The 20659-nt window shown below is 65.6% G+C and carries 20 protein-coding genes and 1 tRNA gene; 10 read left to right on the forward strand and 11 right to left on the reverse strand.

What is annotated here, in order from left to right:
* Positions 1 to 4: 4 nt before the first annotated feature.
* From C1706_RS06195 to C1706_RS06220, 6 genes are all read right to left on the reverse strand, one after another.
* Positions 5 to 799 carry a hypothetical protein gene (locus C1706_RS06195; protein WP_129458345.1) on the reverse strand — a complete coding sequence of 265 codons (795 nt, stop codon included), beginning with the start codon at positions 797 to 799 and terminating at the stop codon, positions 5 to 7.
* 149 nt (positions 800 to 948) lie between these two features.
* Positions 949 to 1233 carry a WXG100 family type VII secretion target gene (locus C1706_RS06200; protein WP_129458346.1) on the reverse strand — a complete coding sequence of 95 codons (285 nt, stop codon included), beginning with the start codon at positions 1231 to 1233 and terminating at the stop codon, positions 949 to 951.
* Between the two features lie 119 nt (positions 1234 to 1352).
* Positions 1353 to 2072 carry a hypothetical protein gene (locus tag C1706_RS06205; RefSeq protein WP_129458347.1) on the reverse strand — a complete coding sequence of 240 codons (720 nt, stop codon included), beginning with the start codon at positions 2070 to 2072 and terminating at the stop codon, positions 1353 to 1355.
* On the reverse strand, positions 2069 to 2548 hold the full coding sequence (locus tag C1706_RS06210) for a hypothetical protein (protein ID WP_129458348.1): 480 nt from the start codon (positions 2546 to 2548) through the stop codon (positions 2069 to 2071). Before C1706_RS06210 ends, C1706_RS06205 begins: the two co-directional genes overlap by 4 nt.
* Positions 2545 to 3651, reverse strand: coding sequence for a WXG100 family type VII secretion target (locus C1706_RS06215; RefSeq protein ID WP_129458349.1), 1107 nt, complete (start codon positions 3649 to 3651; stop codon positions 2545 to 2547). The genes C1706_RS06210 and C1706_RS06215 overlap by 4 nt, the downstream gene beginning before the upstream one ends.
* Before the next feature lie 191 nt (positions 3652 to 3842).
* Complete coding sequence (locus C1706_RS06220; RefSeq protein WP_129458346.1) at positions 3843 to 4127, reverse strand: WXG100 family type VII secretion target; 285 nt, start codon at positions 4125 to 4127, stop codon at positions 3843 to 3845.
* 342 nt (positions 4128 to 4469) lie between these two features.
* On the opposite strand from C1706_RS06220, the gene gyrB reads away from it, so the two are divergent.
* The 3 genes from gyrB to C1706_RS06235 all read left to right on the forward strand — a co-directional run bounded on the left by gyrB (position 4470) and on the right by C1706_RS06235 (position 9823).
* Complete coding sequence (gene gyrB / locus C1706_RS06225) at positions 4470 to 6611, forward strand: DNA topoisomerase (ATP-hydrolyzing) subunit B (RefSeq protein ID WP_129458350.1); 2142 nt, start codon at positions 4470 to 4472, stop codon at positions 6609 to 6611.
* Positions 6612 to 6747: 136 nt separating this feature from the next.
* Entirely contained in the window at positions 6748 to 9360 is a 2613-nt protein-coding gene (gene gyrA, locus C1706_RS06230) for a DNA gyrase subunit A (RefSeq protein ID WP_129458425.1), read from the forward strand.
* Entirely contained in the window at positions 9353 to 9823 is a 471-nt protein-coding gene (locus C1706_RS06235; protein ID WP_129458351.1) for a DUF3566 domain-containing protein, read from the forward strand. The genes gyrA and C1706_RS06235 overlap by 8 nt, the downstream gene beginning before the upstream one ends.
* An 85-nt stretch (positions 9824 to 9908) precedes the next feature.
* On the opposite strand, the gene C1706_RS06240 is transcribed toward C1706_RS06235, so the two are convergent.
* Both C1706_RS06240 and C1706_RS06245 read right to left on the reverse strand, forming a co-directional pair.
* On the reverse strand, positions 9909 to 10397 hold the full coding sequence (locus C1706_RS06240) for a DinB family protein (protein ID WP_129458352.1): 489 nt from the start codon (positions 10395 to 10397) through the stop codon (positions 9909 to 9911).
* Positions 10398 to 10412: 15 nt separating this feature from the next.
* Positions 10413 to 11096 (reverse strand): HAD hydrolase-like protein, encoded by a 684-nt coding sequence (locus tag C1706_RS06245; protein ID WP_129458353.1) that lies wholly within the window; start codon positions 11094 to 11096, stop codon positions 10413 to 10415.
* Positions 11097 to 11212: 116 nt separating this feature from the next.
* Between C1706_RS06245 and C1706_RS06250 the strand changes: the two genes are divergently transcribed.
* From C1706_RS06250 to C1706_RS06275, 6 genes are all read left to right on the forward strand, one after another.
* Positions 11213 to 11286, forward strand: a tRNA-Ile gene (locus C1706_RS06250).
* A gap of 187 nt (positions 11287 to 11473) precedes the next feature.
* Positions 11474 to 11764, forward strand: coding sequence for a hypothetical protein (locus C1706_RS06255; protein WP_129458354.1), 291 nt, complete (start codon positions 11474 to 11476; stop codon positions 11762 to 11764).
* On the forward strand, positions 11761 to 12591 hold the full coding sequence (locus tag C1706_RS06260; RefSeq protein ID WP_129458355.1) for a hypothetical protein: 831 nt from the start codon (positions 11761 to 11763) through the stop codon (positions 12589 to 12591). The genes C1706_RS06255 and C1706_RS06260 overlap by 4 nt, the downstream gene beginning before the upstream one ends.
* Positions 12588 to 13220, forward strand: coding sequence for a hypothetical protein (locus C1706_RS06265; RefSeq protein WP_129458356.1), 633 nt, complete (start codon positions 12588 to 12590; stop codon positions 13218 to 13220). Before C1706_RS06260 ends, C1706_RS06265 begins: the two co-directional genes overlap by 4 nt.
* Before the next feature lie 171 nt (positions 13221 to 13391).
* Positions 13392 to 14198: a hypothetical protein gene (locus C1706_RS06270; RefSeq protein WP_129458357.1), complete on the forward strand. Its 807-nt coding sequence runs from the start codon at positions 13392 to 13394 to the stop codon at positions 14196 to 14198.
* 1674 nt (positions 14199 to 15872) lie between these two features.
* Entirely contained in the window at positions 15873 to 16577 is a 705-nt protein-coding gene (locus C1706_RS06275) for a hypothetical protein (RefSeq protein WP_129458358.1), read from the forward strand.
* 197 nt (positions 16578 to 16774) lie between these two features.
* Here C1706_RS06275 and C1706_RS06280 read toward each other — a convergent pair whose 3' ends face one another.
* Both C1706_RS06280 and C1706_RS06285 read right to left on the reverse strand, forming a co-directional pair.
* A complete protein-coding gene (locus C1706_RS06280; protein WP_164987457.1) occupies positions 16775 to 17404 on the reverse strand; it encodes a TIGR02391 family protein in 630 nt (209 codons plus the stop codon).
* 349 nt (positions 17405 to 17753) lie between these two features.
* The gene (locus C1706_RS06285) at positions 17754 to 18041 is read right to left on the reverse strand and encodes a hypothetical protein (RefSeq protein WP_206661003.1); all 288 of its coding nucleotides are present in this window, start codon (positions 18039 to 18041) and stop codon (positions 17754 to 17756) included.
* A gap of 488 nt (positions 18042 to 18529) precedes the next feature.
* On the opposite strand from C1706_RS06285, the gene C1706_RS06290 reads away from it, so the two are divergent.
* Positions 18530 to 19162, forward strand: a complete 633-nt coding sequence (locus C1706_RS06290) for a DUF1889 family protein (protein WP_206661004.1) — start codon at positions 18530 to 18532, stop codon at positions 19160 to 19162.
* A 148-nt stretch (positions 19163 to 19310) separates the two neighbouring features.
* On the opposite strand, the gene C1706_RS06295 is transcribed toward C1706_RS06290, so the two are convergent.
* Complete coding sequence (locus C1706_RS06295; RefSeq protein ID WP_129458361.1) at positions 19311 to 20441, reverse strand: hypothetical protein; 1131 nt, start codon at positions 20439 to 20441, stop codon at positions 19311 to 19313.
* Positions 20442 to 20659 lie beyond the last annotated feature (218 nt).

Raw genomic sequence — 20659 nt, forward strand, 5'->3', positions numbered from 1 at the left:
CCTCTCAGGCCGCCGGGGCCGCGAGCGCATCGAGCGCGCCCAGCAGGTGCCAGTCGAAGGTGAAGGCGAGGTCGCCGGGGTTGACCTCCTCGAACGGGTGATCATCGCTGAACGTGGCTCGGAACAGGTGATCCGGTGAAGCGAGGTACCACGCAAGCCCCAGGTGTGGGCCGCGCGAGGTCTGGGTCGTCCAGACGTAGGACACCGACGCATCATCGGCCTGAAGGAGATCGTGCAGCCGCCCCGACGAGCGCCGCTGCAGGGCTTCAAGGACTTGATCGGCGGGGTGGGTGCGACATTGTTCCTGAGCCCAGGCGAGTATGGGCTCAGGAACAGACACGGGGGCGGCATTGCCCGGCGCCGTCTGCCGGGAGGATGCCCGCAGGTTGTCCAACGGGGGAAGGACGCGGCGCAGCAGCGTCCACGGATGGCCTGTGGTCACCGAAATCTCAAGGTCGTCGTCACGTTGGATCGTCTCGACCCCACCCTGGTCGTCGGCGCGGGTCGTGAAACGCTCCAGGACGCAGATGCTGGCTTGTCCCAGCGCCAGTGAGGCGCGGTAGAGCAGATTCTCGTAGGTGGCGCTGGCGCGCACCGACGAGGGGGCGTCCAGATAGGACGCGATGAGCCCGGCCCAGCGTTCCTTGACGACGCCATCCTCACCGGCCAGACCGGACGCGACGAGTGCGGTGACGTCGGCGTCTGTGAGGGGAGCCTCGTCGCCACCGACGCGCCGGCAGGCCGCATTCCAGGCGGCCAGGGGTAGCCGGACGGCGTGGATGGCGGGTGACGATGACACGGTCGGTCCTTGCGTCGAGGAGGGGGAGGTCGAGGTGCGCTCAGGCGAAGGGGTGGGGCAGCGGCGTCCCTGGGCATCGCGCAATGCCGCAGGGACGCCGCCGGCATCCCGGGGGTGGGTCAGTGGGGGTGGGTGGGTCGCTTGTCGCGTCAGAGGGTGGAGCTGGTGGAGCGCTGGTTGTCGGCGTTGCGGCGGGCGGTGTCGGCGAGTTGCTTGAGTTCTTCGGCGAGGCGCTTGAGTTGGTTGCGGTATTGGCCGGTCCACTTTTGCTGGAATTGGCGGGCGTCGTTGCCCTTCCAGTTGGCTTCGACTTGCTGGAGGAGTCGGTCGACGTCGGTGACGGTGCGTTCGATGTCTTGGGCTTCGCGGTTGAGGCCGGGGACGACCTGTCCGGTGATGACGTCGACGTTCATGCCATGGGAGATGCTGGACATGCTGGCTCCTTCGTGTTCCGGCGTGTGACTGACGGTGTGAACACTAAAGGCCACCGCATCGATCGTCGATGGGTTGATCAACACCCCCCCCTTGCGTGGGGTGGGGCGGACGCCTCGGGTCAGCCGATGAGGACGGCGGCGACGACCCCGGCGGCGATCAGGATGCCGAGGGCGGCGTTGGTCATGCCGACCCAGAACATCACCGGCAACGCCACGGTGACGCCGGTCTCCTTCATCGCGGCCTCGATGGCGTGGGACACCTCCCCGCTCGAAACGGTCTGCTTCACGGTGGTGCCTCCGGCGACCGTGATGCGGGTGGAGGTGCTCATCCGCAAGCCACCCTGGACGCTGGCCTTGGACCACAGGCCCCCACGCCGGTTGTCCGCCTCCTGGTCCAACCGGACGAAGGTCGTCGGATTCGTGGTGGCGGTGAGGGTGGTGCGCCAGCGGAACTGCCGGACGCTGCGCAGGCCCGGCTCGTAGAAGTCACCAGAGTTGTAGGCGGTGCGCACCGCGTCGGGGGCCGTCTCGATCTGGTGGGGGGTGTCGCGCAGTTCCCGGTTCAGGGCTAGCGCCAACCGCTGGACCTGAACCGAACCCACCACGGGTTGCCCGTGCGTGTCGAGGGGCCGGAACTCGGCGTCCTCGGGCAGGCGCTCGCGCGAGAACTGCGGCGCCCACACCAGGTTGGCCACGCCGATGATGAGGAAGGGGATCCCCAAACCCCACCGGAGCAATCCCGGCGCGTCGGCGGGGATCGCCACGATCACGACGATCCCGACGACGAGGAAGACGACCCCGAGGACGGTCGTGATCGCCTGAGCACGGCGCGGCGTCACGCGACCGGTCCTGCGTCGACGGTGGCGCTGCCCACAAACTGCTGGAAGTCCGCGGTGTACTCGCCGATGGCGGACGCCTCGGCGGTCAGCACGATGGTCATCGCCAGGCGGACCGACGGATCGTCGGTATCCATGGCGACGATGACCTGCCACTGTTCCAGTTGCAAGGGGGGAAGCCCTTCAGCGTGCAGCGTGAAACGAACCCGCTGCAGGACGCGGCCCGCCTCCTGCTGGGAGTCGTCGACGCGGCCCTCGGCGCCAGAATCGATCTGGCGTAGCTTGCCGAACAGGACTCCCGCCACGTCGCGGAGCGTGGCGTCGGGCTGCAGTTCGGCGATCTCGACGCTGACGGTGGGGCGGAAGTACTCGAAGGCACCGATGCGCTGTGCCAGGAACACCGTGCCCTCGGGCGGTTCGACGGTGTCCCAGCGCTCCGAGGGAATCGACAGCGTCAGTCGTTGGGCTTGTTCGCTCACCACAGTCCTCCGAAGAATTTACCGACGGCATCAGCCGCGCTGGACAGGCTGTCGCCGACCTTATTGAGGTCGATGGTGATGCCGCCGCCGACGCTACCACCGACCCCGAGTGCGGCCCCGAAGTTCCCGCCGATCGTGAGCTTGCCGTCGTTGAACCCGACATCCACGTTGGCCTTGATGCCGATCCCGGCCCACGCTTCGGCCTTGCCGGAGACACCAACGCCGGCGAGGTCCACCGAACCGCTGGCTTCCGCCTTCGCCCCGGCGAACGCTTCCGCCTTGGCGGAGACCCCGGTCGAACTGAGACCGATCGCGCCCTCGGCTTTGCCGCCAGCCATGACGGACGCCTCACCAGCGGCAGTCACGGGGCCGATGTAGGCCGATCCCTTGGCGGATCCCTGGACACCAGCGAGGACGCTCGCTGTGGCGACGAGGCCGCCAGTACCTGCATAGACCCCGTACTCACCTTTAAGCCCCGCGGTGGCACTCGCCTCGCCCTGGGCGCCAAGGGTGCTGTTACCCACGGAACCCGAGGCCTTCGCCTCGGCCCCCAGCAGGCCCTCACCTTTGGCAATGTCGTAGCGGACGTTGAGCGGATGGGCCTCCGCGTCGCCCTCCTTCTTGTCGCCGTCCGCACCCTCGGCCTGGTCACCGAACTTCTTCTCGTTCTCGCGCCCGATGACCGTTTCCTGCTCCGGGTTCTTGACGAAGTCGTTTTGCGGCGTGACGTCTCGATCGCGCTCCTCGGTGAGACTCAAGGAGCCGCTCTCGGCCCCCACGCCGCCACCCTGCACGCCGCCGCCACCGAGCCCGACACCGGCGGAGTCGCCCAGTTCATCGCTGGTGACCTGCTGGGCGTCCGCGTTCCGCTCGGCCGTATCGGCGAGTTCACGCAGCTCGGTGTCGACGCGTTGGGCGATGGAGCGGGTGTGGCCGTTCCATTTGGCGCTGAACTCGGCCAGGTCGGGGCCCGACCAGTTGTTGCGCGCGGTTTGAAGCAGCCGGTCGACGTCGCGGGTGCACTGCTGAATGTCGGCGGCGTGGCGCCTCAGTTGGGAGGCGATCGCCCGGATCTCGGCGATGTTCATGCCGGACAGGCTCATGGCCGCCTCCTGGGGCGGGGGAGTGCGGGACGCCGCACGGGCATGGGTTCATCCTTCACAACGATGCGGGCGCGCACGGGGTGAGGGGCGCCGACGGGGAGACGGACAGGCCGGACGATCTGGGCAGGATCGCCACGACAGGGGCCTACGACCCCGGCACAGGTGACGTGGCCGGGGTCGCAGGGGACTTATCAGAGGGTGGAGCTGGTGGAGCGCTGGTTGTCGGCGTTGCGGCGGGCGGTGTCGGCGAGTTGCTTGAGTTCTTCGGCGAGGCGCTTGAGTTGGTTGCGGTATTGGCCGGTCCACTTTTGCTGGAATTGGCGGGCGTCGTTGCCCTTCCAGTTGGCTTCGACTTGCTGGAGGAGTCGGTCGACGTCGGTGACGGTGCGTTCGATGTCTTGGGCTTCGCGGTTGAGGCCGGGGACGACCTGTCCGGTGATGACGTCGACGTTCATGCCATGGGAGATGCTGGACATGCTGGCTCCTTCGTGTTCGGGTGCGTGACCTGCTTGACGTAGAGAACGTTAAGGGAGGGCTTTGGGGGCGTCGATGGGTTGATCAACACCGGGCGCTCAACCCGTGTCGTCCTGCCGGTGTGAGGCGGACGCCGCCCGCCGACTCGCGCGATCGGCGGCGCTGCGATCGGGGCCGTGCGACGCCGTGGGCGCCTTCAGAACCCCCCGACGCATATGAGGGGTCGTGATCGGCCCCAGTCGGCCCGCGAAATGGCCTCCACGCGTCACTGAGCGGCAAGATCGCGGCGTCTCCCCCCAGAAAAATGGGTGTCGAGTCGTGGTCGGCGTCCGCACTCAGGTAGAATGGAGGGGTTGAGTGGACGCCCTTTGAGAAGCGCAGGATCCATCGAAGAGGCGTCCGGTAGGCACAGGGGAGAAGAGAGCGCCTTGACGGCAGACAACAGCACCGCGCATCCCACGGCCGGGTCGGCCGCCACAGCGGTCGAAGAGGGCAAGTACGACGCCTCAGCCATCACCGTGCTGGAGGGCCTGGAGGCCGTCCGCAAGCGGCCCGGCATGTACATCGGTTCGACCGGTGAGCGCGGCCTGCACCACCTCGTGTACGAGATCGTCGACAACTCCGTCGATGAGGCGCTGGCGGGTTACGCCGACACCATCACCGTCACGTTGCTGCCGGGCGACGGCGTCCGCGTGACCGATAACGGCCGCGGCTTCCCCGTCGATCTTCACCCTAAGGAGAAGATCCCGGCCGTCACCCTCGCGCTGACCGTCCTGCACGCGGGTGGCAAGTTCGGCACCGGCGGCTACAAGGTGTCCGGTGGCCTTCACGGCGTGGGCGCCTCCGTCGTCAACGCGCTGTCGGATCACCTGATCGTGGACGTGCGACGCGACGGCTACCACTGGCGCCAGAGCTTCTCCCTGGGCGTCCCGGACGCCGACCTGGAGCGTTTGGAGCCGCTTGGTCCCGGCGACGAGGTCGGCACCACGATGACGTTCTACGCCTCGCCCACCATTTTCGAGACGACGCACTACGACTGGCAGACCCTCGCCAACCGGTTCCGTGAGATGGCGTTCCTGAACAAGGGGCTCTCCATCACGCTGATCGACGAGCGCGGCGCTCAGGCCCCCGACCCCGATGCCGAATCGGGGCTCAACGACTTTGTCGACGATCAGGTCGAGCACCCGAATGAGGTCACGTTCCGTTACGACGACGGCCTCATCGACTACGTGAAGTACCTCACCGGCACTAAAGAGGTCATCCATCCTTCCGTCATCGCGATCGACGCCGAGTCTCCCGAGGACGCGTTGGCGTTGGAGATCGCGATGCAGTGGAACAACTCCTTCACCGAAGGCGTCCACACGTTCGCTAACACGATCAACACCTACGAGGGTGGCACGCACGAGGAGGGCTTCCGTGCGGCGCTGACCAACACCGTGAACCGGTGGGGCGAGAAGTGGGGGATGATCAAGAAGAAGGAGGATCGCCCCTCCGGCGATGACATTCGCGAGGGCCTCACCGCGATCATCTCGATCAAGCTGGGCGAGCCGCAGTTCGAGGGCCAGACCAAGACCAAGCTCGGTAATACGGAGGCGAAGGGCTTCGTCCAGAAGGTCACCAACGATCTGCTGGGCGACTGGTTCGAGAAGAACCCGGCCGAGGGCAAAGACATCATCCGCAAGTCGCAGGCTGCTGCCACTGCGCGGATGGCGGCCCGCAAGGCCCGCGACATGGCCCGAAACCGCAAGGGCCTGCTCGGTTCGTCCTCGCTGCCCGGCAAGCTCGCCGACTGCAGTTCGCGTAACCCCGTCGAGTGTGAAGTGTTCATCGTCGAGGGCGATTCGGCTGGTGGTTCCGCCAAGGGCGGCCGCGATCCGCGCACGCAGGCCATCCTCCCGATTCGCGGCAAGATCTTGAACGTCGAGAAGGCGCGGCTGGATCGCATCTTGGCCAACAAGGAGGTCGAGGCGATCTTCAACGCGCTGGGCACCGGGTTCTCCGATGACTTCGACGTCGACCGTTTGCGCTATCACAAGATCGTTTTGATGGCCGACGCCGACGTGGACGGCGCCCACATCCGCACGCTGCTGCTGACGCTGCTGTTCCGGTTCCTGCGGCCCCTGGTGTCGGGCGGGTACGTGTACTTGGCCCAGCCGCCGCTGTTTAGGCTTCGCTGGACGAACGCCCCGCACCAGCTGGCCTACTCCGATGAGGAGCGCGACATGCTGCGCGATGAGGGCCTGGCTGAGGGCAAGAAGCTGCCGCAGGTCAACCCGATTCAGCGGTACAAGGGTCTGGGCGAGATGGATCCCGAAGACCTGTGGAACACCACGATGGACCCGTCCCAGCGGACGCTGGCCCAGGTGACCCTCGAGGACGCGGCTGCGGCGTCCGACATGTTCAGCATCCTGATGGGCGAAGACGTGGAGCAGCGCCGGAGTTTCATCCAGCGCAACGCCAAGGACGTCCGGTTCCTCGACATCTGATTTGGGTTAGGAAGACAACACGATGAGCGACACGCCGAACGAACCGCCCGTGGACGGTCCCGATCCCGAGCTGGAGCCTGCTGTGGTGGCCTCGGAGCAGTCCGCGGAGGCGGCTGAGGCCACCGAGCTTGCGCCGATGACGGGGCGGATCGCCCCGGTCGACCTGAACGAGGAGATCCAAAAGAGCTACCTCGACTATGCGATGAGCGTCATCGTGGGCCGGGCGCTGCCCGATGTCCGCGACGGCCTCAAGCCGGTGCACCGCCGCGTCCTGTACACGATGTACGACGGCGGCTACCGCCCCGATCGTGGCTGGAACAAGTGCTCGCGCGTCGTCGGTGACGTGATGGGTAAGTACCACCCGCACGGCGACTCGGCGATCTACGACACGTTGGTGCGCCTGGCGCAAAGCTGGGTGATGCGGCACAAGCTGGTCGATGGCCAGGGCAACTTCGGTTCGCCCGGTAACGACGGCGCCGCCGCCATGCGGTACACCGAGTGCAAGATGAATCCGCTGGCCATGGAGATGGTCCGCGACATCGACCAGAACACCGTCGATTTCCAGCCGAACTACGACAACAAGGACACCGAGCCTGTCGTGCTCCCGGCCCGGTTCCCGAACCTGCTGGTGAATGGTTCCACCGGTATCGCGGTGGGCATGGCGACCAATATTCCGCCGCACAACCTGCGCGAGGTCAACGACGCCGTCCAGTGGATGCTGCAGAACCCGGAGGCGTCGAAGGAGGAGATCCTGGAGGCGTGCGTCGCGCGCATCAAGGGGCCCGACTTCCCTAACGGTGCGCTGATCGTCGGCCGCAAGGGCATCGAGGACGCCTATCGCACCGGCCGTGGCCTGGTGACGATGCGTGCGGTCATCGAGGTGGAGGAAGACAGCAAGGGGCGTACCTCGCTGGTCGTCACCCAGTTGCCGCACATGTGCAACCCGGACAACCTGGCCACCAAGATTGCCGAACTGGTGAACTCGGGGCGCCTCACCGGGATCGCGGACATCCGCGACGACACGTCGGCTCGTACCGGTCAGCGTCTGGTGATCGTGCTGAAGCGCGACGCCCAGCCGCGCGTCGTGATGAACAACCTGTACAAGCACACGCCGCTGCAAGACACGTTCGGCTGCAACATGCTGGCGCTGGTCGACGATGTTCCCCGGACGCTGCGCATCGATCAGTTCCTCGGCTACTGGTTGCGCCACCAGATGCAGGTCATCGAGCGGCGGACGCAGTACCGCCTCGACGACCTGGAGAAGAAGGCCCACCTGGATCGTGGCCTGGTGAAGGCGCTGAACATGCTGGACGAGGTCATCGCCTTGATCCGCGCCAGCCGTACCGCCGACATCGCCCGCGAAGGGCTGATGGAACTCCTGGGTATCGATGAGTTGCAGGCCAACCACATCCTCAGCCAGCAGTTGCGTCGTCTGGCCGCCATGGAGATCCAGGCGATCGTGGATCGTCTGGCCGCGATGGAAGCCCAGATCGCCGACCTGAAGGACATCCTGGCTCGCCCGGAGCGTCGCCGCGCGATCATCAGCGATGAGATGCAGGAGATCACCGACCGGTTCGGCGACGATCGCCGTACCGCGATCATCGCCGCAGACGGGGACATGTCCGATGAGGACTTCATCCCCGATGAGGACATGGTCGTCACGATCACCTACGGCGGCTACGCCAAGCGGACCCGCTCCGACCAGTACCGGCTGCAAAAGCGTGGCGGCAAGGGGGTGCGCGGGGCGTCGCTGCGTAGCGACGACGAAGTGCAGCACCTGTTCACCACGACCAGCCACCACTGGCTGCTGTTCTTCACGAACTTCGGTCGCGTCTACCGCGCGAAGGTATGGCAGTTGCCCGAGTCGTCCCGGGACGCGAAGGGCGGTCACGTCGCCGCGTTGATGAGCTTCCTGCCTGAGGAGAAGATCGCGGGCGTTCTCACGATCCGTTCCTATGAGGACAAGCCTTACCTCCTGCTGGCGACGAAGAAGGGCCTGGTCAAGAAGACGGACCTGACCGCCTATGACAGCGCCCGGCAGGCGGGGCTCATCGCGATCAACTTCCGCGACGAGGACGACGAGCTCATCGGTGCGGGGGTGGCGTCGGCGTCCGATGATCTGCTGCTGATCAGTAAGAAGGGGCAGGCGATCCGGTTCCCGGCTTCCGACGATCAGCTGCGTCCGATGGGGCGGGCGACGTCCGGTGTGACGGGCATGAAGTTCCGCGACGGCGATGAACTGTTGAGCATGGCGGTCATCGACGCGGACATGCCCGAGGACGACCGGTTCGTGTTCACGGTGACCGACGGCGGGTTCGCCAAGCGCAGCAAGGTGAGCGAGTACCGGATGCAGGGCCGTGGCGGCCTGGGCATCAAGGCGATGAAGCTCAACGACGACCGCGGTTCGCTGGTCGGCGGCCTGGTGGTCAGCGAAACCGACGAGGTCATCGCGATCAAGCAGTCCGGGCAGGTCATTCGGGCGTCGGTCTCGGAGGTGCCGCCGAAGGGCCGCGACACGATGGGCGTGAAGTTCGTCGGGCTCAGCAATGGTGACGCGGTGACGGTCATCGCCCTCTACCCGGACACCGGGGAGGACGCCGAGGTTGCCCCCGAGGACGCCGCCCAGGCCGAGGTGGAGGCGTCCAGTTCTGACGACTCATACGTCGGTGGGACGACCGACGGCCCCGAAACGGCTACGGTTATCCCAGTCGTGAGCGAGGGCGACGACGAGGAGGACGGTCGTGACTGACACGCAACAGCGCACCCGGTCGGGTTTGACGCTGGCGCCGGCGAAGAACCAGTCGGCGTCGGAGCCTGACGGTCGCATCCGGTCCAGCACCCGGACCCGCCGCGCACGGCTCCGTATTTCGCGGGTGGATCCTTGGTCGGTGATGAAGACGTCGTTCGCGTTCTCCATCGCGTTGGGCATCATGTCGTGGGTTGCCGTGTACGTCGTGTGGACGCTGCTGGGTGCCTCCGGCATGTTCGAGGCGATCAACGCGGGCCTGACGATGCTGCTGTCTAGTGACCAGGATCAGACGAGCGTCCGCTTGGAGGACTTCGTCAACACCAACAAGGTCATGGGGTTCACCGCCTTGTTCTCGGTGATCAACGTGGTCATCCTGACCGCCTTGGGCACCATCTTCGCGTTCCTGTACAACCTGTCCGCCAACATTCTGGGCGGCCTGGAGCTCACCCTCGCCGAGGACTGAGCACCCAACAACGCCACGACGGCCCGGAACCTTCTCGAGGGGTTCCGGGCCGTCGTGTCATGACGCCGACATCGTGAGTCGGCGTCTAGCGGGCGGCCAGGATTTGTTCGCGGAGAATGTCGGCGTGCCCGCAATGCTGGGCCAGTTCGCGCACCAGGTGAGGGTAGATCCAGCGCAGGGGGAGCGGGCCGTGGTGACCGCCCAGGGCCACATCGTCCAGCGTCATCCCTGTGACGGCGTCCCGTGATGCGGCACAGGCTTCGCGGTGCGCGGCCTGCAGGGAGGCGATGGTGTCCTCCTCGGTGAGGAGGAACGAGTCGGCGACGGCAGCCGGTAACCCTTGCTCGGTGCGGGGGATGCCGCCGATCACTTCGCCGAACCACACCCGCTCCACATAGGTGGCGTGCTTCACCAGCCCCAGCAGGGTGGTGCGGGAGGGGACGAGCCGACGACGCGCCTCCTCTTCGGTGAGCCCGTCGAGGCAGGCGTCCAGTGCCGCGCGGTGCTCGTCGAGGATGGTGTCCAACTGGGTTCGTAGCGGAGCGTCGACGATGCTCGCAAAGGGCCGGCTCATGGCCGGAGCTTAACGTCAGGAGTGCTGTTCGGCGTCCTGAGGTAGGGCGTCAGTGGAGGCGAGTTGGCGCAACGCATCGACGCAGGCGCCAGGGTCGCGCGCGATTGCGGACGCTGGTGCGCCTTCGGATTCGGGGCCATACCCCCACGTGACGAAGACACAACGCAGCCCCCGGGCTGCGGCGCCGTCGACATCATGGTGACGGTCACCGATCATGATCGCCTGGGAGGCGTCCACCCCGGCCGCCTCCAGCCGTTCGAGCGCCTGCCCGATCACCCACGCCTTGTCATGCTGCTCGGCCAGATCAGCCCCGGCGATCACCGTGAAGTACCGATCCAAACCCTTGGCCTCAGCGATCCGACGCGCCAGATCCTCCCGCTTCGAGGTGGCCACCGCCAGCGTCCACCCGTCATCGAGCAGACTGCGCAGAGCATCCTCCACGCCCGGATACACCTCGGCCTGGGTCATGGTCTGGGTGTAAATCTCCCGGTAGGCGTCCCGAAACGAGGCGGCCTCCTCGGCGGGAACCCCCAGCACCTGCGTGATGCCGTTCAGCAACGGCGGCCCCACAAACCCACGAATCGCCACAGCGTCCGGAACCGGATAGCCGCGCGCCTCCAACGTCGCCCGAGCCGCACCGATCACGGTAGGACCGCTGTTGACAAGGGTGCCGTCGAAGTCGAAGAGGGCTACGCGCATGCCCCTCACCCTAGGGCCCTCGCTCCCGACCCCAGGCCCCTGTGCCAAGGCTGGCCACCGATTTTGAGCGAGCGCCTCGGAGGCTGTAAGGTCCGTTACTGCGTCAACGACGTGTTGGGCCTATAGCTCAGATGGTTAGAGCGCCGCCCTGATAAGGCGGAGGTCACTGGTTCAAGTCCAGTTAGGCCCACCCTTCGAAACCCCCTCCCACTAGGCAGGGGGTTTTCTCATGCCCGTCGTGTGTATCTTCCGTGTATCTTCATGGGCCCGAGCTGACCCTCTCCGCGAGCCTTCCCGCACTCCCTTCGAGCAGCTGTCCGTGGAGCGCTCCTGATTTCACTTCTGGATGTTGAAGACATCTGGAAGGGCGGGACGGCATGGACGAGTTGTTGGCACTGGGGTTGGCGCTGGGTCACGTGCGGAGCGCGGTGGTCGCGTTCGTGTCGGCGGACGACCCAACCGGGGAATCGCTGTTCCTGGCGGCGGAGTGTCTGGACCTGGAGGGCCTGTTCGGTGACTTCGGGGTCGTGCCACAGCAAGTCGATCCCGGCTTGGACGCGATCGCGTCGCTGGACGCCGCGTCCAATGTGTTGGTCGCAGCGCGGCAGGTGGTGCCGCTGGCCTTGTGGGCCGCGTTACAGGAGGTGCGGGCGAGGGCAGCACGATGACCACCACGGTCGGGATGCTGCTGGACGACGTCCACACCCGCGCCTGGGACCTGTGTGCGGAACTCGAGGACCGGCGTGCCGAGAATCGCTACGGCGAGCGCGGCCTGAAGGTTCTGGCGGTATGGCCCAGGTTGGCGACCGCAGCCCTCCACGTCCTGGACGCGGTGCCACTGGAACCGGCATGGCTGGACGACATGGGGTCCGTCCGGTTGGTGTTGGGCCAAGTCGGGCGAGGGGTGCTCGAGGCCACGGCCGACACCGGTTCCGCAGCAGCGTCCCTGAAGCCCGATCCGGCGGTGGGCAAGCTGACGCTCCGATTGGGGCTGATCGCGGACCTGCTGGTTGGCGAGAAACCGGCGTGCACCGATGTGGACCGGGCTGTTCTGGAGGGCTTACAGGCCAACGTCGTCTCGATCGTTCACGCCGTGGCCACGGTGTCCCTGCCACTCCTGCAGGACCGGGACCATCTGCAGGCGCCTCGATCGGTGCTGGCTGCTGTCAAGGCCCGCACGGAGCGGTTCGCGATGATCCCCGCCGAACGACGGAGCGGCCGATACGAGGACGTGGGCGCGGTCACGTCGAAGTCGTTGGACGCTGCGATCTCGACCTGGGTGCACGTCGTCGCGGAGAACAGCAAACCCATCATCGCCAAACTCACCCGGTGCATCGACGGCCCCACCGGACGCGCCCTCCTCGAACGCCAGCGCGCTGCCCTTGATCGTGTCGCCGCAGTCCGGCATGGCCAGATACCGGCGGACGCCCGCGCCATCGCTGCCCTCGTCGCCGCCCAACGGGGTGGCTTGGTCGCCGAGAGGCGGATCCCATGACCACCACGCCGGACGCCGACGCCGGGCTCGTCCGCGCGTTCCCTACCCCGGGGCCGTTACTTGGCACCGCCTGCCGCGACCTCTACCTGGCCGCCGAGGGCAGCGACAACCAGAAAGCCACCATCGGCGACCCCAACCTGCTGCCCAAACCCTGGGACCCACCCACCTGCCGCAACCCTCAACTCCGGGCCGAACTCTGGACGTGGCTCGACGCCGTCGTCATCTGGGTGAACCACGAGTACGTGTGGGACCCCGACGGCACCATCCCGCCCTGCTGGCCCCTACATCCTCACATCGTCCACGAACTCGCGGTGATGGCCGACCAGCGCCGGCGCGCCGGCGTCGCCCTCGACTCCAACGCCCTCGAAGAGTGGCACCGCTACACCCTGCCCGGGTTCCTCGAACGCCTGCGCTCCCGCCTCAAGGTCCACTGCGATCAAGACCACCAACCCTGGCCCGCGAGGAGCCGTCACGTTCGCCACACAGGCGATGGCCACGCCAAGAGACGGCGCGAGGCCTTTGATGGCGACGTCCAACACCTGAGTCCCTCCGAGCAGATCACCCCGACTCGACCGCGGCTCAGGCTCTTGAATCCGGACACGGGTGAGCTGCTCGACTGCCACGACTGACGCCAGCGAGACGCGCCATCACGGATCTGCCCAGAGTCGGGCGTCCGCAGATGCGATCCTCAGAACCATGCTGCCTGCGCACGAACTCATGCCGCTGGAAACGTGCTGAATAGAACTGAAGTGACGAGCACCTAATCTGGCTCTTCACGAAAGAGACACTAATCTTGGGACATGAGCGGATTCGAGTTCGGTATTCAGGGAAGTAGTAATCAGCGATTCGCGGTGGACTGGGCCAACGGGAATATGATCGAGATCGCGCAAATGCAGAATCGACTTCCGCGGACATGGGACGAGCTGGCGCAGCCTGGGTCAGAACTGGCGACGCTGTTGGAGCAGCTTCCCTCAGGGCCAGTGGATCTACGGCGGACCCTGTTCGAGGGGCTGTGGACGGCCTACGTCTGCCTCGAAGAGATAGCGATGGTTGCTCAGCAGCAGCGCGAAGGAGCGGCACCATCGATCATGGCGGACCTACGGGCTGCCCTGCTTGCCAGCGGTCGGGTGCTGTTCACGCTACTGCCGGACACCGCTGAGTCGCGTCGTGTGGAGCGAGCCACCACGGTCATGGCCCAAGAGGCCGACAGCCTTCACAGGTTGTACAAGGAGGCGGACGCCTACAGGAAAGCAGGGATCGTCAATCTCCCGCCAGAAGCCGAGGTCGCGGAAAGCCGGCGACTGGCCAAGGAGATGCTGAAGTACGGTCGGCCTCCCGGAGACGCCAAGATGCTGCAGGACGTTGCGACGGTCAGTGCCCAGGTGCTGGCCCGGGAGCGGCAGGACGAGGCCACCGACATCGAGCGGCACCTACTGTGGATATTCAACGTAGGCAGCGGCTTTGCGCATGGCTACGGATGGCCCTCGCTGCTGTGGCGAGTGGGATCCCTGCCGACCAACACCCCGGGGGACTACATGCTCACGAGCATCCTCGTGCACCAGGCGCACCGACTGGTCTTGGAGCAGGCGGGCATCGGCTTGGAGTAGGCGTTCGCGGATCCCGACTCTGATCACCCCTAGATGGTGAGTCGAAGCCCGGTTCCTTGAGGAGTCGCTGGTGCTATTGAGGCTTCACTGGCGCGCCCAGGCGGCCGCCTACTTCGAGGGGCCGGTGACGCTCGGACGGCGTGGGGCGACACGGTCGGGATTCGTAGTGATCCCAACGAGACGCGCCGGTCGAGGCGCGAACTCGTACGCAACTGCCGAGAGTCGGACGTCCGCAGATGCCGATGCCGATGCCACGGTGTCCAAAGTCGTGCGTCGACAGACGAGAATGCCTGACATCCCCCGGAGGCCAGATCCGAGTCGTCGATTGGCTCTCGGCGCCGGTAGCTGACTGGTCTCTCACCTTGCCAACGGCACGCCGTGCTCCTCATGAGCGATGCGTCTTGGTTGTGGGGGCCGAAGTCAAGAAGAGTTGAACTGCCCCGATCAATGCTCCACCCGCCAGTCCGACCAACAAGCCTGACCAGAATGTTAGGTCCGAAGCGGACCTAGCCTCACTCGTGTTGACCCCATCCACCTGGGCGCCCGCGTAATTGGGCTCCCGACTCGTGTAGTCCAACGTGCTGCTCATGTAGAGGGTCCCGGACGATGCGTCTAGCGACGCTCCATCCCACCGATACCGGACGAGATCATCTGCCTGAAGACGCACCTCTGCGGAACCGTCAGCGTACTCCTCTTGGTCATCCCACGCGGACATCTGGATACCGAAGATTCGCGGCACCACCCCCCGGCACTCCGCGGGAGTGCATCTGAATATAGGGAGACCACGTGTGCCAGATACCCGAATATCGATACTTCCAACGCGGTAATTGGCGTCCCTATAGCTGGAGTCTCTGTGAAGATCGAACGAAGTCATGACCCCTTGGTCGGCGGGGGAGCTGTGGGCACCGATGGAAGAGTAATCGGGTTTGCTGCAATAGTCCGGGCAGGAGAAGGACAGCTGAGGCTGGTCGGGGAAATAGACGGTGACCTCTGCCGAATCGTTGGCCAGCCGGGGGTCCTGATACCCAGTAAGGGCCAAGGTGACGAGCCACTTGTCGGAGTCCCTCGTACTCCTCGCGCCTTCATCGGGTCTCACCTCAAGGGTGGCTGACGTCAGTTGGAGAGGACTCATCACGACGACCTGCACCGGTCGTGGGCGCGTAGGGATATCGCTCCTGGGGAAGATCGCAAACGCGCCACTGAGACACGCGACGCCGACGGCGAGTAGCCACAGGGAAGGCAGGTGCCGCCGTGCGGGGCCCATCGGTCGTGCTCCAGCCATCCGGCTCCGCCCCCTGTTCTGAATCGCCGCGGGATCTATGGAGGCTCGGTCACTTGGTGCCGGCCTCGGTGACGACTCGCTTGTCAGGGTAGTGGTGGATCGCCTCCGTGGCCCAGTAGGCGGCCTTGTGCCCAGGGTGTCCGGACTCGCGCGGCGTGCGATCGAAGAGCTCGCGGAGGCGACCCGGAAACGCCTCCTCAGGTAGGGCTGCCTCAACGCACTACTTTGCCGCGCCGCGGACGATAGCCTCCGGCTGGGAAGTCCGCAACCTCTTCTGCTGCACCGGGGTGCGCAGTTCCGTTTCCCTATCGAGGGTTCATTAGGCTAATTGCTGAGCCTCACGCAGGGCGACCCTTCATACTGGGCCTCAGGGTATGGATGGAGGCCAAGAGATGACGGAGGGCGCGGACGGCGTGACTGGGGAACACGACGAAGCGGACGGCACACCCCCGAAGCACGGGGGCGAACGTGAGCCTGAGGACCAGTCGACGGACAGCCCCGACAGGGGTCGGCGCCGCCGAACGATCCGCCTGGACGACATCCGCGACGAGGCGGCGAAGCGGGACCGGGGTCCGGGCGCTGACATGACGTTGAAGGAACTCATCGAGGCCGAGAAGGACCCCGACCACCCCCGGCACGCCGACGCGGTGGAGACCGGAAAGCTGCTGTCAGCCGAACTTCAACCCATGATCAAGAAGATGACCGAGTCGTTCATGCCCAAGTTGAACCTCGGGGAGTCGCTGGTTCAGGGGATGAACAAGCAGTGGACGGACTCGATCAAGCCGACGGTGAACCGCGGGCTGGTCGAGGGCTGGGTTAAGGTGCCCGATCGGATCCCGCTGTGGGAGCCCCCTGAACTGGACCTCGATTTCAGCGACTCGCCGCTGGTCCGCTCGGCTCAACTTGGTGAACAAACCGTGGAGACCCTGGAGGCCATCGCGGGCACTTTGTTGGCGCAGAATGAAGCAGCCAAGCTGGCCAACGCGGAGGCCACCAAGGTGGCACGGCGAACGTTGTGGGTGGCCGTCTTCACGCTGGTTGCCACGGTGGCGGGCATCTTGGTGACCATCATGCTGGCTTTCCGCCCTGGGGGCTAGCGGACACGGTGAGGGCAACGACCTACGAACAGATCGCCGAGGCGCTCAGCCGGCGTGGATCATCAAGCACTCGGAAGGCGTTGGCGGGTTCCGAAGGGCAGCTGGACACCCCCAACGAACGCACTGATCTGCCGCGGTGTGCGAGGGTAGCCTTTCGTCTGGCTGCCACCCGAGCCCGACCGCCCTAAATGCCGCGGTCACGTTGGCAATGGGCTCCTTGCTGGGTTGGTTTGGGGCCCGATGTCGGTCTTCGGTTCGCCTGACTCGGCTGAGCGCACCTCGCATCTCTCCATGAAACGGGAGAGCAGCGAGAGCGTTGCGAGGAGTTCAAACGCTTCCTGCTCGGTGAGCACACCTTGCCTGTGGGTTGCCGGGTTGCGAACCGTCATCTGCACCCCTGGCGCGAACTGGCGTAGGCCGTCCTGCATCGTCTTCACGTCGCGATCTTCTGGGTCCCCTGGCCAACGAAGGCGAGGGCGACCAGGGGCCGGCTCGTTTACAGAGAACAGCTGCTGCCAGATGGAGGTGTCAGCGATGTCATTTCGCACACCCAGCCCCTTGGCGGCGCTTACGACGGCGTCAGCTGCCGCCTGAACAGCTGCTCGCAGCTGGTGCATGGTCCAGAATGGAGCGGCAGCGTTCCATACGGTGGGGTGCAACGAGGCTGGCCCCAGAACCGGAAGCGCCACGGACTTCTCCGCCTCCTCGGCCTCCGCCATCATCGTGGACAACACTCCCAAGGATCGGGCGATGATCCTTCTGAGTTCACTCGGGTAGAGGAACGCCTTCGGTCGCAGCATCGTGTCCCAGTTGGAGAACGGGTCCACGACGCCGACTCCCTGCACCACCATGTGCGCCCCCGTCAGCTCGGCCACCGATGAGCACTCCCCGGCGCGCCGTGCGACCGCATCCGTTCTCTTAGCGGCTTCGTTCGCGTCTGCCCCCTCTTTGGGCCAACACGTGGGAAGGTAGCCGAGCCCTGGTCCACTCATGCTTCCCTCCTCGTGGAGTTCCATGAAGGCCTCGAACGACTCCTGAAACCGTTCGAGCGATTCGATGGTCCGGCGGAGGTATGCGGGTGTCTTGTCGGTCACATCCACATCTTCGCGTGTCGCAGTCGATCCAGAGGTGCAGGCAATGAAGGGCTAATGGCGCATCGCGGGTCTGGGAGGCGCACTACTTCCCTAACGCGCGCTTCTGCCGCGTCAACGTCGAATACGACCCCTTGAACCCAAGTGGACGCAACTCGTCGAGCAGCGTCTGTGCCCAAAGGTGGGGGTCCTCACGAAGCCGTTCGGTGACGTAGTCGACGAACCGCTCGAACGGGTCCGGGCGGGCCTGGACGCGGACGCCGGGCTGTCGTTCGCCGGCCAAGTAGGCGCGGATCGTCTTGCGGTCGTGATTGGTGTGGCGGGCGATCGCGCTGATCGTCCACCCCTGTTCTTTCAGAGCGTGAATCTCCACGCTGCTCCTCTCTGAGAGCATGAGCAACGGGCCTCCCTCGAAGGCTGGTGTGTGGTCAGAGACCACCAGCATCGAGGGAGGCCCGCCTCATGCGGCGGAGCGACCCAGGGTGGGGAACCTCGATGAGCAGAAGTGGGGAGTTTCAATGAGCGCCGTCACAGTCCCGTACGGAGCGGCCCAGACAGTCACTAGCGGGCGTTGGGTGCTTTGGTGAGGGTTGCCTGTCAGCAGGCGGCTCCGACTGCGCCGATGTTCAATGTTTCTAGTGCGAGGCCAGGTTTCGCCGTGCCTCCTGGAGCCTTCGTGCTGAGGGCATTCGTACTGTCAGTGGCGCTCGTTACCGTGGCTGTCGAAGTAGCGAGAGACCACGGAGGGATCTGATGTTCAACTATGAAACGAGCTTTCCTATCGCCGTCGCCAGCCATGATGACGAGGCGTTGAGGACGGCTATCGGCTGGTGCGCCGCGCATAGGGAGGACGGGGACCGTGTGACCGTCTGGACACGCCAGAAGCAGAATCTAGGCCACAACAGAATTCTTAGCAGGTTCGTCGACGGATACCGCGACGTGGACCATGTCACCGCGCGAGGCGGGTCCTATGTGCGCGGCTCCGGTCCGGTGCTGATGGCGTGGCCGGATCCGGCGGACATTGGGGAGTTCCTTACCTGGAACCACAACAAGGTTCGGGCGCTCTGCGTGATCGCCTGGGACGCCGACACGATTCGACCTTGGGTGACCCAGGTGAAGCCCGCGATCCTCGGCGACAACAGCCTGTGGGATCACCTGTCTCCTGCGCTGGATCCGGTGGTCGAGGAGGCCCTGCGCAGCCTCACGATGACTGTGAACCACAACAACACTATCAGTGCGGGCTACGAGAAGGACCAAGTCGTGGGGTCCTTCCTGGCGCTGCACGACGCCGGGTATCGGCTTGAAGGCGATCTCCTGAGCGGTTGGGCCGTGGCAAACGGATGGTCCGGAAACAACGCGCGTCGACTTCAGGACTACGCCGAACGAATCGAAGGCGGCGCGAGACCGCGCACACGCAACTCTAAGGGGCCGAAGGTGGTCGACTACTACCGAAAGAAGGCCGCGGAGCGGGCAGCAGGAGAGCTCGTCGACTGAGGCGACTGCCGGGAGCAGAAGCTCCTGTGGAGGCTCGAGCCTGTACGGATGAGGCGTTCCGAAATCCCACATCGGATCATGCCGCTGGTAGGAAGATCGTTTCAGCATCGCTGGCGGCTCTGGAAGCTAGCTGTCGCCTCTCGAACTGCTATGTCGAGTCCGACACGGCTTGAACCATCGACAGGACCAGGTCCTCGAGCTTTCCAATCTCGGTGCGGACGGCGTCCAGCGTGAGCGTTGGCGCGAACTGCATGCGCGCGCCAAAGAGGCACTCGCGGTACTTCTGCTTCGCAACCGCCATGCCGAACCCTTTGCCCAGCCAAGGTGCGCTGCCAGCGTCCACAATCGACTGCCACCCACGTCGGTCGATCGGGTGGTTCGGGCGGGCGGGAGTACGTTGCCAAGGCCATGGGGAGTGGGATGCGTCCCCGTCTGGCAGCACGGTGGCTTCAAACACCTTCTTCAGCAGCTCCCAGTCGAAGGCCTCCGAGGTGTCGGTGTCGCTCAAGCGCAGCCCGATCAACGGAGCCGGGCCCTTGACCCGATCCCGGTATTGGCGAGTTGGATGCGGACGCCACTCGTAGGCGCTGAATCCTTCTTGGACCTCGACCTGGACCCTCAGGTTCGGCACGACGGTGTCCTTCCAGAGCCGGAGTACCCACTGCCCGCCACCGGATGACTGGACGAAGTCGCTGTGGAGCCGGTCGGTGGGCGGATGGCTGGCCAGCCAGGCTATCCGCGCCCGGAGGGCCAACTCGAACCCGGCGGCGTCGTCGGGGACGTCGTTCCACACCGTCGCCCCGTCCACCCGAGGGACCAACTCGTCCAGCTGCCGGCGCCATGCCTGCGCAGTCCGGGCCACCCACGAGTTGGAACTTGTGGCGAAGGCGGCGAGGAGCGACTCCCAGGTGAGCGACTGCCACGGGGCAGGGACCATCACCGGCAGGTCCGCCAAGTGCAGTACGTGGTACGAGTCGGCGCCAGCGAAGGCAGTCTCGTAGCGCTGCAGTTGGTCGAGGCCGAGATCCGACAGCACCTTCACCTCGATCGCGGCCGCGGGCTCGCCGCCCGCCATGAGCAGCAGGTCCAACCGCTCCCCCCGAACGGCTGTGCCGGCGACAGACACCTCCCGCCTCACGTCATCGACCATGGCACCGCCGATGAACTGGGCGAGTGGGTGCGGGTCGGTGAGCACAAGGGTGGCCAGCAGGTCACTCCACCGGTTCTCGTTCCAACCCGGCGCCAGGAACCGTAGGTCGGGCATCGTGGTCGCTGCCATGGAGAAAACCCTCTCAAAGACCGGCTCCGATGGGGCCGCGTCCCGGATACTCCGTGGCGATGTGCGCCACATCAGGATGCTACGACTACCGGAGACCCAGTCAGGGGGACAGCTGTCGGCGACGCGCCATGTGGTACTCGTCCCTACCCGGGGAGCCAGCCTTCGACGTACGCTTCTGCCGCAGGGTGCGCGAGGGTGGCCTGTCGGCTGCCGGTACC

It is taken from the genome of Propioniciclava flava (assembly GCF_004126535.1).
GTDB lineage: Bacteria > Actinomycetota > Actinomycetes > Propionibacteriales > Propionibacteriaceae > Propioniciclava > Propioniciclava flava.

Excerpts from the sequence above, each read along its gene's own strand:
- C1706_RS06200 (WP_129458346.1), bottom strand. The coding sequence starts at position 1,233 with ATGTCCAGCATCTCCCATGGCATGAACGTCGACGTCATCACCGGACAG.
- C1706_RS06215 (WP_129458349.1), bottom strand. The coding sequence starts at position 3,651 with ATGAGCCTGTCCGGCATGAACATCGCCGAGATCCGGGCGATCGCCTCC.
- C1706_RS06220 (WP_129458346.1), bottom strand. The coding sequence starts at position 4,127 with ATGTCCAGCATCTCCCATGGCATGAACGTCGACGTCATCACCGGACAG.
- gyrB (WP_129458350.1), top strand. The coding sequence starts at position 4,470 with ATGGAGGGGTTGAGTGGACGCCCTTTGAGAAGCGCAGGATCCATCGAA.
- gyrA (WP_129458425.1), top strand. The coding sequence starts at position 6,748 with ATGACGGGGCGGATCGCCCCGGTCGACCTGAACGAGGAGATCCAAAAG.
- C1706_RS06240 (WP_129458352.1), bottom strand. The coding sequence starts at position 10,397 with ATGAGCCGGCCCTTTGCGAGCATCGTCGACGCTCCGCTACGAACCCAG.
- C1706_RS06245 (WP_129458353.1), bottom strand. The coding sequence starts at position 11,096 with ATGCGCGTAGCCCTCTTCGACTTCGACGGCACCCTTGTCAACAGCGGT.
- C1706_RS06255 (WP_129458354.1), top strand. The coding sequence starts at position 11,474 with ATGGACGAGTTGTTGGCACTGGGGTTGGCGCTGGGTCACGTGCGGAGC.
- C1706_RS06260 (WP_129458355.1), top strand. The coding sequence starts at position 11,761 with ATGACCACCACGGTCGGGATGCTGCTGGACGACGTCCACACCCGCGCC.
- C1706_RS06265 (WP_129458356.1), top strand. The coding sequence starts at position 12,588 with ATGACCACCACGCCGGACGCCGACGCCGGGCTCGTCCGCGCGTTCCCT.
- C1706_RS06270 (WP_129458357.1), top strand. The coding sequence starts at position 13,392 with ATGAGCGGATTCGAGTTCGGTATTCAGGGAAGTAGTAATCAGCGATTC.
- C1706_RS06275 (WP_129458358.1), top strand. The coding sequence starts at position 15,873 with ATGACGGAGGGCGCGGACGGCGTGACTGGGGAACACGACGAAGCGGAC.
- C1706_RS06295 (WP_129458361.1), bottom strand. The coding sequence starts at position 20,441 with ATGGCAGCGACCACGATGCCCGACCTACGGTTCCTGGCGCCGGGTTGG.